The 15,770-nt window shown below is 33.3% G+C and carries 17 protein-coding genes and 1 riboswitch; of the genes, 13 read left to right on the top strand and 4 right to left on the bottom strand.

The window, feature by feature from the left end; all coding sequences use genetic code 11:
- Positions 1-18 precede the first annotated feature (18 nt).
- Positions 19-1,155, top strand: a complete 1,137-nt coding sequence (locus tag RCJ96_RS23765) for a VanZ family protein (protein ID WP_416504308.1) — start codon at positions 19-21, stop codon at positions 1,153-1,155.
- Between the two features lie 30 nt (positions 1,156-1,185).
- Here the strand turns inward: RCJ96_RS23765 and RCJ96_RS23760 are convergent, their stop codons facing one another.
- Together RCJ96_RS23760 and RCJ96_RS23755 are read right to left on the bottom strand one after the other, a co-directional pair.
- Positions 1,186-3,111, bottom strand: coding sequence for an ABC transporter permease (locus tag RCJ96_RS23760; protein ID WP_416504309.1), 1,926 nt, complete (start codon positions 3,109-3,111; stop codon positions 1,186-1,188).
- Complete coding sequence (locus RCJ96_RS23755) at positions 3,098-3,865, bottom strand: ABC transporter ATP-binding protein (RefSeq protein WP_080493777.1); 768 nt, start codon at positions 3,863-3,865, stop codon at positions 3,098-3,100. Before RCJ96_RS23755 ends, RCJ96_RS23760 begins: the two co-directional genes overlap by 14 nt.
- Before the next feature lie 136 nt (positions 3,866-4,001).
- On the opposite strand from RCJ96_RS23755, the gene RCJ96_RS23750 reads away from it, so the two are divergent.
- The 11 genes from RCJ96_RS23750 (at position 4,002) to RCJ96_RS23700 (ending at position 13,592) form a co-directional block, all read left to right on the top strand.
- Complete coding sequence (locus RCJ96_RS23750) at positions 4,002-4,673, top strand: response regulator transcription factor (RefSeq protein ID WP_000866336.1); 672 nt, start codon at positions 4,002-4,004, stop codon at positions 4,671-4,673.
- Positions 4,670-5,695, top strand: a complete 1,026-nt coding sequence (locus RCJ96_RS23745) for a sensor histidine kinase (RefSeq protein WP_416504310.1) — start codon at positions 4,670-4,672, stop codon at positions 5,693-5,695. The genes RCJ96_RS23750 and RCJ96_RS23745 overlap by 4 nt, the downstream gene beginning before the upstream one ends.
- A 272-nt stretch (positions 5,696-5,967) precedes the next feature.
- A complete protein-coding gene (locus RCJ96_RS23740; protein WP_074606976.1) occupies positions 5,968-6,645 on the top strand; it encodes a response regulator transcription factor in 678 nt (225 codons plus the stop codon).
- A 346-nt stretch (positions 6,646-6,991) separates the two neighbouring features.
- Positions 6,992-8,005 carry a siderophore ABC transporter substrate-binding protein gene (locus RCJ96_RS23735; protein WP_000753432.1) on the top strand — a complete coding sequence of 338 codons (1,014 nt, stop codon included), beginning with the start codon at positions 6,992-6,994 and terminating at the stop codon, positions 8,003-8,005.
- Positions 8,006-8,024: 19 nt separating this feature from the next.
- The gene (locus tag RCJ96_RS23730; RefSeq protein ID WP_000041833.1) at positions 8,025-9,041 is read left to right on the top strand and encodes an ABC transporter permease; all 1,017 of its coding nucleotides are present in this window, start codon (positions 8,025-8,027) and stop codon (positions 9,039-9,041) included.
- Positions 9,038-10,102 carry an iron chelate uptake ABC transporter family permease subunit gene (locus RCJ96_RS23725; RefSeq protein ID WP_242304737.1) on the top strand — a complete coding sequence of 355 codons (1,065 nt, stop codon included), beginning with the start codon at positions 9,038-9,040 and terminating at the stop codon, positions 10,100-10,102. Before RCJ96_RS23730 ends, RCJ96_RS23725 begins: the two co-directional genes overlap by 4 nt.
- Positions 10,099-10,851: an iron ABC transporter ATP-binding protein gene (locus RCJ96_RS23720; RefSeq protein WP_000590069.1), complete on the top strand. Its 753-nt coding sequence runs from the start codon at positions 10,099-10,101 to the stop codon at positions 10,849-10,851. Before RCJ96_RS23725 ends, RCJ96_RS23720 begins: the two co-directional genes overlap by 4 nt.
- Positions 10,852-11,178: 327 nt before the next feature.
- Positions 11,179-12,138 (top strand): nuclease-related domain-containing protein, encoded by a 960-nt coding sequence (locus tag RCJ96_RS23715; protein ID WP_074606978.1) that lies wholly within the window; start codon positions 11,179-11,181, stop codon positions 12,136-12,138.
- Positions 12,139-12,187: 49 nt separating this feature from the next.
- Positions 12,188-12,592, top strand: a complete 405-nt coding sequence (gene psiE / locus RCJ96_RS23710; protein WP_000834703.1) for a phosphate-starvation-inducible protein PsiE — start codon at positions 12,188-12,190, stop codon at positions 12,590-12,592.
- Positions 12,593-12,733: 141 nt separating this feature from the next.
- On the top strand, positions 12,734-13,249 hold the full coding sequence (speG, locus tag RCJ96_RS23705; protein ID WP_001071086.1) for a spermidine N1-acetyltransferase: 516 nt from the start codon (positions 12,734-12,736) through the stop codon (positions 13,247-13,249).
- Between the two features lie 103 nt (positions 13,250-13,352).
- Positions 13,353-13,592, top strand: coding sequence for a DUF3947 family protein (locus RCJ96_RS23700; RefSeq protein WP_270796367.1), 240 nt, complete (start codon positions 13,353-13,355; stop codon positions 13,590-13,592).
- Positions 13,593-13,620: 28 nt separating this feature from the next.
- Here RCJ96_RS23700 and crcB (RCJ96_RS23695) read toward each other — a convergent pair whose 3' ends face one another.
- Positions 13,621-13,977 carry a fluoride efflux transporter CrcB gene (gene crcB, locus RCJ96_RS23695; protein WP_000568597.1) on the bottom strand — a complete coding sequence of 119 codons (357 nt, stop codon included), beginning with the start codon at positions 13,975-13,977 and terminating at the stop codon, positions 13,621-13,623.
- A complete protein-coding gene (gene crcB / locus RCJ96_RS23690; RefSeq protein ID WP_411470209.1) occupies positions 13,974-14,378 on the bottom strand; it encodes a fluoride efflux transporter CrcB in 405 nt (134 codons plus the stop codon). Before crcB (RCJ96_RS23690) ends, crcB (RCJ96_RS23695) begins: the two co-directional genes overlap by 4 nt.
- Before the next feature lie 54 nt (positions 14,379-14,432).
- A riboswitch (Fluoride riboswitch) is annotated at positions 14,433-14,492 on the bottom strand.
- Positions 14,493-14,708: 216 nt separating this feature from the next.
- On the opposite strand from crcB (RCJ96_RS23690), the gene RCJ96_RS23685 reads away from it, so the two are divergent.
- Complete coding sequence (locus RCJ96_RS23685; RefSeq protein WP_416504312.1) at positions 14,709-15,767, top strand: endonuclease/exonuclease/phosphatase family protein; 1,059 nt, start codon at positions 14,709-14,711, stop codon at positions 15,765-15,767.
- Positions 15,768-15,770 lie beyond the last annotated feature (3 nt).

The raw sequence follows: 15,770 nt of genomic DNA, 5'->3' as shown, positions 1-15,770 counted from the left end.
ATTTTGGAGGTGAAGAACTTGGGTGCTTATTTATTCCCGATTAAGACGGCGATCATTACATTTCCAATCGCTGGTTTTATTTTATTAATTCCTTTTTTAATTTGGCAGTATCGCAAGCATGGGTATATTAATTATTTACGTATGTTTGTTTTGTACTCTTTATTATTATTTTCAATGGCGGCCTATTATTTAATTATTTTACCGTTTCCGGCAACGTTTGATACGTGTAGTATGCAACGTCCAGGAACACAGCATTATCAAATAACACCTTTTACTTCAATCATGGACATCTTGAGAGAAACAAAGGTGAATTTTGCGAATCCGATGTCATACATTGGTATCTTGAAAGAGCGTGCATTTTTACAGGTAGCATTTAATTTTCTTTTATTGTTACCATTAGGCGTTTATTTAAGATATTATTTCCGTCGTAATCTGGTACAAACTGTTATTATTACATTTTTTGTTTCCCTATTCTTCGAAGTTACACAAGTAACTGGATTCTATGGATTATATAATTGTCCATATCGTTTATTTGATGTTGATGATTTATTCTTAAATACGCTTGGTGGATTTGCTGGATATATGATTGCACCAATATTTACTTATTTCCTACCAGATGTACATGCGATGGATGAAAAAGTTGATTTTGAAAATAAACCAGTTCGTATGACAAGACGTTTCCTTGCTCTTTGGATGGATTGGTTTGTTATCGGGATTGTGACTTCTTTAATATTCAATGTGAAAGTTTCCATAGCATTTATATTTAACCCTGCTGAAAAGTTGGACGAGCTTTTAATTGGCTTCGTTTGGATATTCGTTTATTTTATTGTTGTTCCTTATTTCACAAATGGGAAAACAATTGGGAAATGGATTCTTCATTTTAGAGTAAAAGGGCAAGGAGAGAGAATTACTTTCATTGAATTATGTAAACGCTATGGCCTGTTATATTACGGGATTGGTGGTATCAATTATATTTTAATTGCTTCTAGAATATTGAATGAGCAATTAGAGATAATTTTCCTTTTATTATTCTTTATTTTCAATGGTTTAATTTTATTGCATTTTGTATTGCATATTTTCAAACGAGATAAGCGTTTATTCTATGAGAAAATGAGTAAAACGTATAATGTGATAACTTTTAAAAAGAACAAATAAATAAAAAAAGCATCTGTTGAGATGCTTTTTTTATTTATTCACAATGTTATTGTAGGATTTTACTGTCAGTATATAGTAAGCAAAATAAATCAATGTATAGGCAACTATGGTAGTTAAAACTGGAATGAAAATATCTATGCCAAGTGTATTAGAAAGTGCATTTAAAGCGACAATACTATGCAAGCTACCGATAATAAGCGGCAGAATAAATATGAAGGCCATTTGTTTTGCAATCGATTTAAAAATGGTTTGCTTACTTACACCTAATGTACGTAAAATACTGTATTTATCTTTATCTATAGTTGCTTCTGTTAATTGTTTAAAGTAAATGATGCTTCCAGTTGCAGCTAAAAAGACAAGTCCTAAAAAGACACCAGCGAAGATGACTAATCCTGTAGCTTCCACAACACCTGTATAAGCGCTGTATTTAGATATTAAATGGATGTCTTTAGGAAGGAGTATTTGCAGTGCTTTTGTTAACTCCTTAGTATTTTTGTCATCGGATACTTTATATGCTTGTAGCATATAGGGTTCTTGTTTTTTTGTAATATCAGAAAAAACTTTGTCGGTCACTACGATGGTGAATTCATGCAATGAGTCATTTAATATATTATCTTGAATCTTCCCTACAAATTGCAATGAATAATCATTACCTGAAAGATGTAGTTTTGCTTTGCCATTTTTATATTCAGTTTGAAATGTATTACTCCTATTTGCATCAAGGGCAATGATTTCTCTATTTTGAAGGGATACTTTTATATCCTTCTTCGTTTTATCGGCTAGAGTATTGAATGTACTCTCTGATAATAAATTTAATTCTTTAGGATTTCTTTCAAAATCGACTGGTAAGATGCCATTCACCTGTAAGTCTGCTTTTATTTTTATTAAAGGGATGGTAATTTTCTCTTTTATTGTATGATTAGAGTTTCTTATTGTATTTTCAATTTGCTGATCTATATGTGAATCGGTTTTTACATACATAAAGCTAAACGGTTCGGTTTTATTAATCATTACCTTATTTTTATAATACATACTATAAGAAGCACCGATTCCACACAGTGTGACTGTGCTTAATAGCGCAATGGCAGTTAGTGTTTTTGCATTTGATTGAATACGTGCTAATAGTTGAGACACACTAACCACATTAATCCCACGGTAATAGCGTGTTTTATTCTTCTGTAAGCCAAGCAATAAAAAAACGGTAAAAGAACGAAATATGAAATATGTACCAACTATAGAAAAACCTAAAATAATACACATATTCCGTATCGTATGGTCTAGCCATATAGAAGAGAAAATAGGTTGAAGTGCGAACCAGTAAGAAGAAATAACTAAAATAATTCCTAATAAGGCAGTCCATATAGAGCCTTTTGGAATGAGCTCATTTTGTCTCTCAGCCCGAAGTAATTCAATTAATTTAAACTTATAAATTATGCTATAACCTTGAAAAGATGTTATTAAAATAATAACGGTAAATACGAGTATGGTATGCATGATTGCTTCTAGAGAAATAGAAAACGAAATAGCAGTTGATAATTGCATTACTTTTAAAAGTAACATGGAAAACACCTTTGAGAGTAAAGCTCCGATGCTCATTCCTATAATGAGTGCAAACATTCCTATGATGAGATTTTCATAAAATAACAGGGCACCAATTTGACGTTTTCGAACACCTAGTAAGGAATACAACGCAATTTCTTTTTTTCTTCTCTTTGTGAAAAATGAATTTGAATACGAAATGAATATTGCTACAAAAATGATTAGAATAACAGAAGAGGCTGTAAAAACATCTGAAATCCCTTTAGCTGTATTCGTTTGTTCTACGATATCTTCGTTATATTGTAAGGATACAAAAATAAAATAAATGACAATACTAAGTATCATAGATGCAAAGTATAGTACATAATTTTTAAGATTTCTTTGCAAGTTTTTTTGGATGATACTAAATGGAGTCATGCCCGCTACCTCCAAGAGCAGAAATGATACGTAACAGTTTTTGGAAAAAATCTTCTTGTGGCATCTCACCCTTTACAAGTTCCGTGAAAAGTTTTCCATCTTTAATAAAGAGGATGCGTTCGCAATAACTTGCTACAAAAGGATCATGCGTAACCATCAAAATAGTGGCTATTTGTTTTTTATTTAATGCTTGTAGGCTGTTTAGTAAATGAGCTGCTGATTTAGAGTCCAGTGCACCTGTAGGTTCATCAGCTAAAATTAATTTCGGTTTTCCTATAATAGCCCTCGCTGCTGCAGTACGCTGTTGTTGTCCACCAGAAATTTGATACGGATATTTATTTAGCAATTCTTGAATGCCAAACAGTGTGGAAACTTCATCGACACGTGCATCAATTTCGTGTGCATTCATATTTCTTAAAGCAAGTGGTAGAAGTATATTATCCTTTATCGTTAACGTATCAAGTAAATTGTAGTCCTGAAAAATAAAGCCTAATGTGTCACTACGGAATGCAGTAAGTTGTTCATCTTTCATTTTTATAATATTTCTTCCATCAACAATAATTTCTCCTGTGGTTGGTATATCAATTGTCGATAATATATTTAATAAAGTAGATTTTCCAGATCCAGATGGACCCATTATGCCAACGAATTCACCTTCAAAAATTGTGAGATCAATATCATGGAGGGCAGTAAATATGCTACCTCTATTACTAAAGACCTTTCTTACGTGTTTTGCTTGTAATACGGGGTTCAATATGGATCCTCCTCTATTGTATGATAAGCTTATTGTATGGTAATTTTATACCCTAAACCATAGGACAACCTTACAAATTATAATTCAAACCTTACAAACTTGTAAGGTTAAAATAGTGCTAGGAGGCAAACTTTTTATGAAAGTCTTATTAGTTGAAGATGAACCAACTATTCGTGAAACAGTGGCCGATGAGTTAAGAAAATGGGGATTTGAAGTATGGGCAAGTACAAACTTTGAACATATTTTAAACGATTTTTTGGCTCAATCTCCGCAACTTGTTTTACTTGATATTAACCTTCCTCATTTTGATGGATTTTATTGGTGTAGAAAAATTCGTGAAGTATCGAAAGTACCAATTATTTTCTTATCATCTCGTGATAATCCTATGGATATGGTAATGGCCATGAATATGGGGGGAGATGATTTTATGCAGAAACCATTTTATACAGATGTTTTAGTAGCCAAAATTCAAGCTCTTATGAGACGTACATATTCTTATACACAAACGGAAACAAATGTTGTTGAATATGAAGGTGTCGTATTAAATTTACAGAGCGGGGAAGTAACATATCATAATCAAATATTGGAATTAACAAAAAATGAGTTTAAAATTTTACAGATATTAATGCAGAATATAGGATCGATTGTAAGTCGAGATAATATTATGCGTAAACTCTGGGAAAATGAAAGTTTTGTTGATGATAATACATTAACAGTAAACGTCGCTCGTGTAAGGAAGAAGCTTGCTGAACTTGGAAAAGAGGAATTTATCCATACGAAGAAAGGGCAAGGTTACATTATTACATGAGTATTTTTCGTTACATAAAAGAACGCCGGTATTTTATGCTTCTTTACTTTTTGATTATGTCATTTATTTCTACCATGATTTATTTAAGCGAGGGATTAAGTAATACAAAAGCAAATCTTATATATATCAATGTCGTAAGTGCAATTTTTATTTTTATCTATCTTATAATCGGGTATTTTTATCATAAAAGATTTTATAAAGAACTTCATATTGCTCTTCATTTAGAGCAGGATACAGTTATTGCAATCCCAAATCCACATACATATGAACAGGAACTATATACAGATATATTAAAAAAACTGTACTTAGAGCAACAAGAGCAAATGTACGTATTGCATGAGGAAAAGAAAGAGTATCATGATTTTATTATGTCGTGGATTCATGAAGTTAAAATACCGATTGCTGCTAGTCAACTATTGATGCGCAGTGGCAAACCGGCAGATATTTTAATTGATAAATTAGAGGATGAGTTAGGAAAAATAGATCACTTTGTTGAACAAGCTTTATACTATTCACGGCTTGATTCCTTTTCAAAAGATTATTTCATTCAAGAAGTTTCTCTCGAGGCGATTACGGGTACTAGTATGAAAAAATATGCTAAGTCATTTATTTCAAAGCGCATTCAATTTGAACGTACAAACTTACAACTTCTAGTAGAGAGTGATACAAAATGGCTATCTTTTATTGTCGATCAGATTGTAGCAAATGCATTAAAGTATACGGATTCGCATGGAGAAATTAAGTTTATCGGAGAAGAAGACGAAGCGGAAAAGCGTCTCATTATTCAAGATAACGGCATTGGTATTAAGCTTGAAGACGTTAGCCGAGTGTTTGAACGTGGATTTACGGGAGCAAATGGACGAGTTCATACGAAATCAACTGGATTAGGATTATATTTAGCGAAACGATTGTCTCATAAATTGGGGCATAATATTTCTATTGAATCGAAAGAGAATGAATATACAAAAGTGACAATACATTTTCCTAAAGGGAATCAATATCATAAGATCGCGAAAACATAACAAAAGCACTTATTCTATGGATAAGTGCTTTTGTTATGTTTTCTTTTATCCTATTATCCGCCGAGATGCCTGTAAAAGTCCGATTGGAGGAAATTAAAAATTTACTTTATTCAAATCTTAATATGTTTTGTGTTTCTATACATACCTATTGTAAGATTATATAGAGTTCTCCTAATAAGCTGTTTTAATGGATTTTTTAGGGATTTAATATTTATAAGTCGTAAATAATTTTTTATCTAACTAAGTTATATTGAAGTAGAGGTGAACCATCGGTGAGGCAGGTGTTAGTAATTAAAAATGAACGGTCTTTAGCAAAGAAAATCGTAAGCGGTTTAACGGAAGAAGGCCATTTCATTTTAAAACTTCACAATGAAAACGAAGGTTTAAATATAGCATATGAACAAGATTGGGATATTATTATATTAGATTGGGATTCATTAAGCATATCTGGACCAGAAATTTGCAGGAAAATACGACTTGTTAAAATGACACCCATCATTATTGTGACCGACAATATTTCTAGCAAGGATTGCGTAGCAGGGTTACAAGCAGGAGCTGATGATTATATAAGAAAACCATTTGCGAAAGAAGAATTAGTAGCAAGAGTTCAAGCTATTTTAAGGAGAAGTAACTGTAACCAGCAAAATGAGATAAACTTTTTTCAATTTAAAGATCTCTTTGTTGATGCATCTAGCAATATTGTGAAAAAAGGTGGTAAAAATCTCTCGCTTACGAAACGTGAGTACGACTTACTTGTATTTTTAATTAAGAATAAAAATACAATATTGAGCCGTGAAATGCTTTTGAACCAAGTTTGGGGACATAACGTAGTCGTAAATCCAAATGTAGTAGACTTATATATTGGATATGTAAGAAAAAAGTTAAAGTGTGAGAAGAAAGACAGATATATTCAAACGATACATGGTAGAGGCTATTCAATGGTTGAATGATAAAAATAAGATAATAAAGTAGTTTCTGTGAAATATGAAAAGACAGAAACTATAAAAAGAAGATTGCTATCAGGAAATGGTCATTTTTTTGCAGTAGAAACCATGTTTTATAAGGTATGGGGGATGGATCTGCTGCGCATTAGTTGAGACCGTATCAAATTTATTTTTAATTTTATTAACTCACACCATTCACAAGATTTTCACATAATTAATGACTATACTTATTTACAGGATATTCAAATGAAAATGATTATCAATATTGATTTAGGTGAATAGCAGTTATTATCTAATTCAATCTTTGGAAGTCATCATTTTCGAAATAAATTACATAATAAGGAGTATACGTATGAAAAAAACTATGCTTTTAAAATTAGTAAGTATTCTAGCAATTTTCACTTTAATGTTAGTAGCTTGCTCAGATTCAGGTAAAGAAACTTCGAAGGCTACTAAAGATAATGGTAGTGATAAGCCAAAAACGGTTGAAATCACTGATGCGCATGGAAAAGTTACTGTTCCTGTAAATCCAAAGAATGTAGTTGCTTTAGATAATAGAACGTTTGAAACTTTAGCTGATTGGGGAATTAAATTAGCTGCTGCTCCAAAGGATATCATGCCTGCTGATTCAGCATATAAAAAGGATGAAAAAGTTCAAAATATTGGGAATCACCGTGAGCCAAATCTTGAAATTATTGCCGCTGCAAACCCTGACCTTGTAATTGTTGGTCAAAGATTTGCTAGCCATTACGAAGAAATCAAAAAATTAGTACCAAATGCAGCAGTTATTGATCTTAATGTTGATGTTTCTGAGAAGGCTACTAAGCCTGGAGAAAACTTAGTAAAAGGACTTAAAGATTCTACTGTTACTTTAGGAAAAATCTTCGATAAAGAGAAAGAAGCTAAAAAATTAGTAGCTGATTTTGATAAATCTATTGAAAATGCAAAATCTGCTTATAACGGAAAAGATAAAGTTATGAGTGTTATCGTTACTGGTGGTAATATCGGTTTTGCTGCGCCGCACTCTGGCCGTGTTTGGGGACCAATGTATGAAATTTTCGGTTGGACTCCAGCATTAGAAGTTTCTAATTCTACTGCAGGTCATAAAGGTGACGACGTTTCTGTTGAAGCTATTGCACAAACAAATCCTGATTGGCTGTTCGTATTAGATCGTGATGCTGCAACATCTGATGCAGCTAAGTCAGCTCCTGCTCAGGATGTTATTTCTAAATCACCAGCTCTTCAAAACACAACTGCTGTTTCTAAAAAACAAGTTATTTATGCACCAGCAGATACTTACACAAATGAATCAATTCAGACTTATATAGAGTTATTTGGAAATCTTGCAAAAACTTTAGCTAAGTAGTGTAAAGGAGTACGAAGCAGTGTCAAAAAATATAATTTCTAGGGTTGAGAATATTTCTCAACCCCAGTTTTATAATCACAATAAATTATGGACAAAATCTTTTATAATAGCGATTATAGTTGTTATAATTTTAGGGATTATATCACTGTTTACTGGCGTTTATGATATACGTGGACAAGAGGACGGGACAGAGATGTTTTTCATAACTCGTGTTCCGAGAACTGTTGCATTAATGCTTACTGGAGCTGCAATGGCGATGGCAGGTCTCGTCATGCAACTACTTACACAAAATCGTTTTGTTGAACCTACTACAACGGGGACTATTGAATGGTCAGGCTTAGGCCTGCTTTTTGTGTATTTACTATTTCCTGCCCCAACTTTAGTTCAAAGAATGACTGGTGCAATCATTTTTTCTTTTATAGGAACTATGATTTTCTTTCTATTTTTAAGAAGAGTTAAGCTCCGTTCGTCTTTAATTGTCCCGATTATTGGATTGATGCTTGGAGCAGTTATTTCTGCAGTATCTACTTTTTTGGGACTCCTTTTTCAAATGACGCAAAGTATTGAAACTTGGTTTGTAGGTTCATTTGCTAACATTCAGGTGGGAAGATACGAATATTTATGGCTGATTGTTATCATTACTTTTCTTATTTTTATGTATGCGAATAGATTGACGTTAGCTGGGCTAGGAGAAGATGTCGCAACAAGCCTTGGCGTTAATTACAATCGAATTGTTCTTTTTGGGACTGCTCTTATCTCTGTTGCAGTTGGGATTGTTGCAGCTGTTATTGGAAATTTACCTTTCTTAGGGTTAATTGTTCCAAATATTGTTTCCATGTTTAGAGGTGATGATCTTAGAAGTAATTTACCTTGGGTGTGCTTGATCGGAATGGGGACAATAACTGCCTGTGATATCATTTCTCGAACAATTATAAAACCTTTTGAATTACCTGTTTCTTTAATACTTGCATCAGTAGGAGCAGTCGTGTTTATTACTATTTTATTGAGAAAAAGAAAACCAAGGAGGCTACGATGATCACATTAGATTATAGAAATAAAGAAAATGTCGAAGTCGATTCTAGCCTTCATAATGAAAGTAGATCAGCTAGCGCTTTTCGTTCTAAGAAGGAAGCAAGACGTTATTGGATTGTACTGATAACATTGATTGCTTTAGGCCTCCTTTCTTCATATGGACTTTTAGTGTATAACAATCCAGTTCCGATAGATTCACCTTCTTTTATCCCAGTTGTTAAGAGAAGGATTGTAGCTATTGTTGCAATGATTATTGCAGCTGTTTGCCATAGCTTGTCGACAGTTGCTTTCCAATCCATTACGAATAATAAGATTATTACTCCTTCACTGTTAGGTTTCGAATCACTTTATTCAGCAATTCATACGAGCACAATATTCTTCTTTGGTGCTAGTGCATTGATCAATTTTAATGGAATTGGATCATTTTTATTTCAAGTCATTCTTATGGTCCTCATGAGTTTGATACTTTATGGATGGCTACTTTCCGGTAAATACGGGAATTTACAACTTATGCTTTTAGTTGGGATTATCATTGGCACTGGACTAAATTCTATGTCAACTTTCATGAGAAAACTACTTGCGCCTTCAGAGTTTGATATTTTGCAAGCGAAATTATTTGGCTCTGTTAATCATGCAGATCCTGCCTATTTTCCTATTGTAATTCCGATGATCATAATTGTAGCAGTATTAATTTTTGCTCATTCTAAGAATTTGAATGTCTTATCACTAGGAAAGGATGTTGCTACTTCTTTTGGAGTTAAATATCAACCTAGTGTAATTTATACGCTTGTATTAGTAGCTATTTTAATGTCTATTTCAACAGCTCTAATTGGGCCACTTACTTTCTACGGATTTTTAGTAGCAACTTTGAGTTATCAGGCGGCATCAACGTATGATCACAGATATATTTTCCCAATGGCTTTTGCAATCGGATTTTTAATAATGACGAGCGCATACTTTTTAATGTATCATGTATTCCATGCTCAAGGCGTAGTTTCAGTTATTATTGAATTATTTGGTGGAATTATATTCTTAACTATAGTTTTAAGGAAGAGGGCTTTATGATAAAAATTGATAATGTTAAAAAGTTCTATACTGATAAGGTAAAAATAGGACCTTTGGATATTGAAATACCAAAAGCGGGCTTTACTTCTTTAATTGGACCAAATGGTGCTGGAAAGTCTACGACACTTTTGATGATAGGAAGACTTTTAGATATGGATGAAGGTCAAATCCAAGTAGCAAATATGGATGTTTCTGAATCCAAATCAAAAGACTTAGCAAAAGTTTTGACTATATTGCGACAAGAAAATCATTTTGTAACGAGGCTTACTGTTAGACAATTAGTTGGATTTGGGCGCTTTCCTTATTCAAAGGGAAGATTAACGAAAGAGGATGAAGTTATTATTTCTAAATATATCGACTTCCTAGATTTAACGAATTTAGAGAATAGATATTTAGATGAGCTTTCTGGTGGTCAAAGACAAAGGGCATATGTAGCGATGGTATTGTGCCAAGAGACTGAATATGTACTTTTGGATGAGCCGCTAAATAACCTGGATGTTGCTCGATCTGTTCAAATGATGGAGCACTTGAGACGTGCGGCTAATGAATTTGGAAGAACAATTTTGACTGTTATGCATGACATAAATTTTGCAGCTAAATACTCTGACAAAATTTGTGCGATGAAAGATGGACAAATTGCTGCTTTTGGAACAGTAGAAGAAGTTATGGACTCAACACTTTTGACAGATATTTTTGAAACAAGAATAGAGATTATTAATGGTCCTTATGGGCCGATTGCTGTTTATTAGTTATAAAATGTATACTGTAGCTGCTGTCTATATTTTGTAGGCAGCAGCTTTTTTGCGATTGCATTTATAAAAAAGTTATTTTACATAAGGTGAATGTGATTCTCTCGTTTTTAAAATGTCGTAATCAAAAGAGAGGAGTAACATTATGCTTACAGTGCGATTTTAGATGTGGTGATATACTGTTTATGAGTACTTGTTGTGTCGTTTTTTGTCGGTAAGTCGATATTCTATGTCGAATCGTCGATATAATGAAAAAATCGTTGATATATTGTGAGTTATCGTCGATATATTTGAAAAATCGTCGATATATTTTGGGGAGGACTAAAGATGATTGTGAAAGAACGGCAAATACCGATTTATTTACGGCAATTAGAAGCGTTATTTAGGCGATTACCAGCTCATCATCCGAAACGAGATATGATTGTAGAAAGTTTAGCGAAGCATAAGGCTGGTTATAAAGGTGAACAAGCTATTAATTATCCGCTAAGTTTTCTCTCGGAGGAAAAATATCGTATTTTGCACGATATAAGGTTGTTTGATCAAAATTACCATTTTCAAATTGATACGATTATCATTTCAGCATATTTTCTTCTTTTCCTCGAAATAAAAAATATAGCAGGTACGTTACTATTTGATTCAAAGTTTAATCAACTTATTAGAATATCAGAGGGAAATTCAGAAGGCTTTCCAGATCCAATTCTACAAGTGAAAAGACAAGAGGAACAGCTTAGGAAATGGTTGAGTCTAAATGGATTTTCTCGTTTTCCAATTGAATCACTTGTTGTGATTAGTAACCCCCGAACTATTATTAAAGCTTCAGATGATAATCTCCTTAATACAATTATCCACAGTGCAAATTTACCTAATAAAATCAAATGGTTTGAGAGTAAATATAAGAAAAAAGCTATAAAAAATGTAGATATTCTTATTCGTCAAATAGTAGCCAACCATGCTCCATTACGGCAAAATATTCTTGAACAATTTAAAATTAAAAAAGAAGAGTTGTTACACGGTGTACAATGTGAGGTATGTTCTGTACTACCAATGTTTAAATTGAAAAAAGGCTGGTATTGTTCGAACTGTAAAGCTATCTCTAAAGTGGCGCATGAATTTGCTTTAAAAGATTACGTACTTCTTATTGGTGACACTTGTACAAATATGCAGTTGAAGAAATTTCTTAACGTTCAATCGAGTGCGACTGTCAAAAGACTCCTCAAAACAATGAACATCCCACACACTGGCACCAACAAAGGACGAACCTATGATTTAACCCACCTCCAATTATAATTTTGCTATAATAAATATGTACTTATACGAAGGGGAGTTTAATGAGAAAATGAAATCATTTAATATTGATCATTTTATCGCGAGTGTTTTACAGTGGATATTAAATATAGCGTTAATTATATTATCCATTGTCTTATCTATTTTTTTAATTAACGAGACGATTACTTTTATTCAATACATATTTTCAGCGAAGAAGTATACGTCATATAAATTAGTTGAAAGTATTATCGTCTATTTCTTATACTTCGAGTTCATCGCATTGATTATTAAGTATTTTAAGTCGAACTACCATTTTCCGTTACGTTATTTTATTTATATTGGAATCACGGCGTTAATTCGATTAATTATTGTGTCTCATGAGGAACCGATGGAGACGTTATTATACGCAGGAGCAATTCTTATTTTAGTTATCGCTTTATACATATCAAATATGAGAGATTTGAGAAAAGAGTAGTAGTGCAGACATAAGTTTGCACTACTTTTTTCATCTTGACCTTCAAGTTACTTGAAAGTTTACAATGTAAATAGGGCGTTTGAAATTGAAAAAAATTGAGAAATTAAGTGAAGAGGTTTCTTTTACTTGGAGGTTATAGAAATGAATCAGGAATTGAAATTGCGTCCACTAGAGCGAGAAGATTTAAAGTTTGTACACGAACTGAATAATAATGCACATATTATGTCGTATTGGTTTGAAGAGCCGTATGAGGCATTTGTGGAGCTACAAGACTTATACGATAAACATATACATGATCAAAGCGAACGCCGATTTATCGTTGAAAAAGACAATGAAATGGTTGGATTAGTCGAGTTAGTGGAAATCGATTATATTCACCGTAGAACAGAATTCCAAATTATTATTGATCCAAATTATCAAGGATATGGTTATGCAGCGGAAGCGACGCGTTTAGCGATGGATTATGCTTTTTCTGTATTAAATATGCATAAGATTTATTTAGTGGTGGATAAGGAAAATGAAAAAGCGGTACATGTTTATAAAAAGGTTGGATTTATGGTAGAAGGTGAACTGTTAGACGAATTTTTCGTTGACGGTAACTATCATAATGCGATAAGAATGTGTATGTTCCAAAAGGCATACTTTGGCACAAAATAACCGTTTGGAAGAGCTATAGTAGGGAATCCGTTAATTGAAATAAAACACTCACCACGAAATAGAAACATACGATATGGAAGAAAAATAATAAGTGAGCTGAATCATAATGAATTATTATTTTTATAGAGGTAGACAAGTGGGAGCAGCTATTACACTTGCTGGGGCGCAGGAGACCATTCATGCTGTGAATCAAGTGATTCAAATGCAGCAACAAGCACAATTTGCAAAAATGATGCAGGGGCAGTATATGCCATACTCACAATTTCCGATGCAAAGTGTGCATTATGATGTGTATCCAGCTAGTTTCTTTTCCATTCCATATGGTGGGACTTATTTCTTATGAAAGAAAGCGACTGATAAGAGTCGCTTTTTTATATTCCGCCTAGCTGCATTCCAAGGAATGCGAAGAGGATACCAACTATGTAAGTAGCGCTTAAGTATAAAAGGAATGTGCTAAAGCTTTTACGATTGAGAAGCTGAACAGATTCTAGTTTAAACGTCGAGAATGTCGTGAAGGCACCCATAAATCCAGTACCTAATAATAATTGCCAACCTGTAGTGACTCCGTTGCCAATTATATATCCGAGTAAAAACGCTCCTGTTATATTAATGAGAAATGTAGCAATTGGAAAGGAAGTTTTATTTCTTTTTTTAAACCAATTGCTAATTGCAAATCGCGTAATCGCACCGAAAAATCCCCCTGTTGCGACTAATAAAGCTTCTATCATAAGTGATCACCTTCCGTAAGATGTTTCTTAAGTAAGAAATTACCTAGTGTATAGCCAAGTCCAGACATAATGAGGCCACCAAGTATGCTGCATGATACATATAAGAAGGCTATGCCCCACTCAGAATGATTGATCAATTGAATAGTCTCTACACTAAATGTTGAAAACGTCGTAAAAGAACCGATGAATCCAGTCCCAATGCCTGTGATTACATCTGAAGGTAAGATGTTGAGCTTAGCGATATACGTAGTCAGCCAAGCTAATAAGAAGCATCCGGCTAAGTTAATCAGTAATGTAGCTAGTGGAAATGTATGATGCCAAAATTCATGAATAGTAAGACCTAAATAATAACGAGAAAGGGCTCCTAATATACCGGCAATGCCGACGATAATATAAATCAATTTTCTCACCTCTTTAAATAGCTTGCTCAAAAAAATAGACTCCTACCAGTAGTTATACTGGTAGGAGTCATTAGCTAAGCAGCGTTTATGGCGAACTCCATCGCCTATGATTATTACATATAGTGTACTAAACATTCCGCTTGATTTCCAGTGAAGGAGTTGGAGCATTTTGTATTTTTGATAATGTAAGAGTAAGAAATATTGCTTATAAACTAAATATAGTGATATAAGGTTTTTGGTGTGATAAAATATTTCGTATGTTGTCATTCAGTTTTAGTTAACTGAAAATAAGGAAAATTAAGTTGTGTGTTTTAGAAAAGGGGCGTTTATTTGAAGAAATTATTAAAAATAGTACTTATATGTATTTTAGTAGCATTGGGAGTGGTAGGTGTTTTTTTAGGGTATATGACACTTACTAAAGAGCAGCCTGCTGATGTTGTAAGTTTGAAGGTGGAAAATAATAAAGAGCGCGTATTAGCGACAGGAAATGAATTTAAAGTTACAACATTTAATATTGGATATGCTGGATTAGATAAGGACCAAGATTTCTTTATGGATGGGGGAAAGGGATCTGGTTCAAGTAGTAAAGAGCAAACGGAAGTTAACCTAAAGAATATGTTTTCGTTTTTACAAAATGAGAATAGTGATTTTGCGTTGTTACAAGAAGTTGATATAAAATCAATGCGATCTTTTGATGTAAATGAACATGAATTTTTGAAAAAAGGATTACCTGATTATGCTTCGTCATTTGGCAAGAACTACGATACGAAATGGGTTCCAGTACCAATAACAAATCCAATGGGATATGCGGAGGCTGGATTAAGTACGTTTTCTAAATACACTGTTCAAGAAGCGAAGAGATTCCAGCTTCCTGGAATGGAGCCTTGGCCGAAGCGTTTATTTGATTTAGATCGGGCGATTGTTGAACATACAATCCCTGTTAATAATGGAAAGCATGTTAGACTTGTAAACTTACATTTGTCTGCGTACGATGAAGGCGGGAAAATTAGAAAACAGCAAGTAGAGTTTTTAAAAGAATATATGAACAAGCATTATGAAAAAGGTGATTACGTAATAATGGGCGGAGATTGGAATCAATTAGTTTCTGACGTTCAATTAAGTGATCCGAAGTTTGTGAAGGAGCGTCCTGAGTGGTTAGTAGAGTTACCGAAGGACTTTACTGATGGTGGATTTAAATGGGCTGTAGACCCGTCTGTTATGACAGTGAGAGACGATGTGAAGAAATATGTAGAAGGTGAAAACTTCGTCACGATTATTGATGGCTTTATCGTTTCACCGAATGTTGAAATTGTAAATGTGCAAGGAAAAGATTTAAAGTTTGAAAATAGTGATCATAACCCAGTGAGTGCGGTATTTAAGCTGAAGTAATTA

It is taken from the genome of Bacillus sp. BSL6 (genome assembly GCF_052928345.1).
Note: the sequence above shows the minus strand (reverse complement) of the source record. Positions and strands in the feature narration are given on the sequence as shown.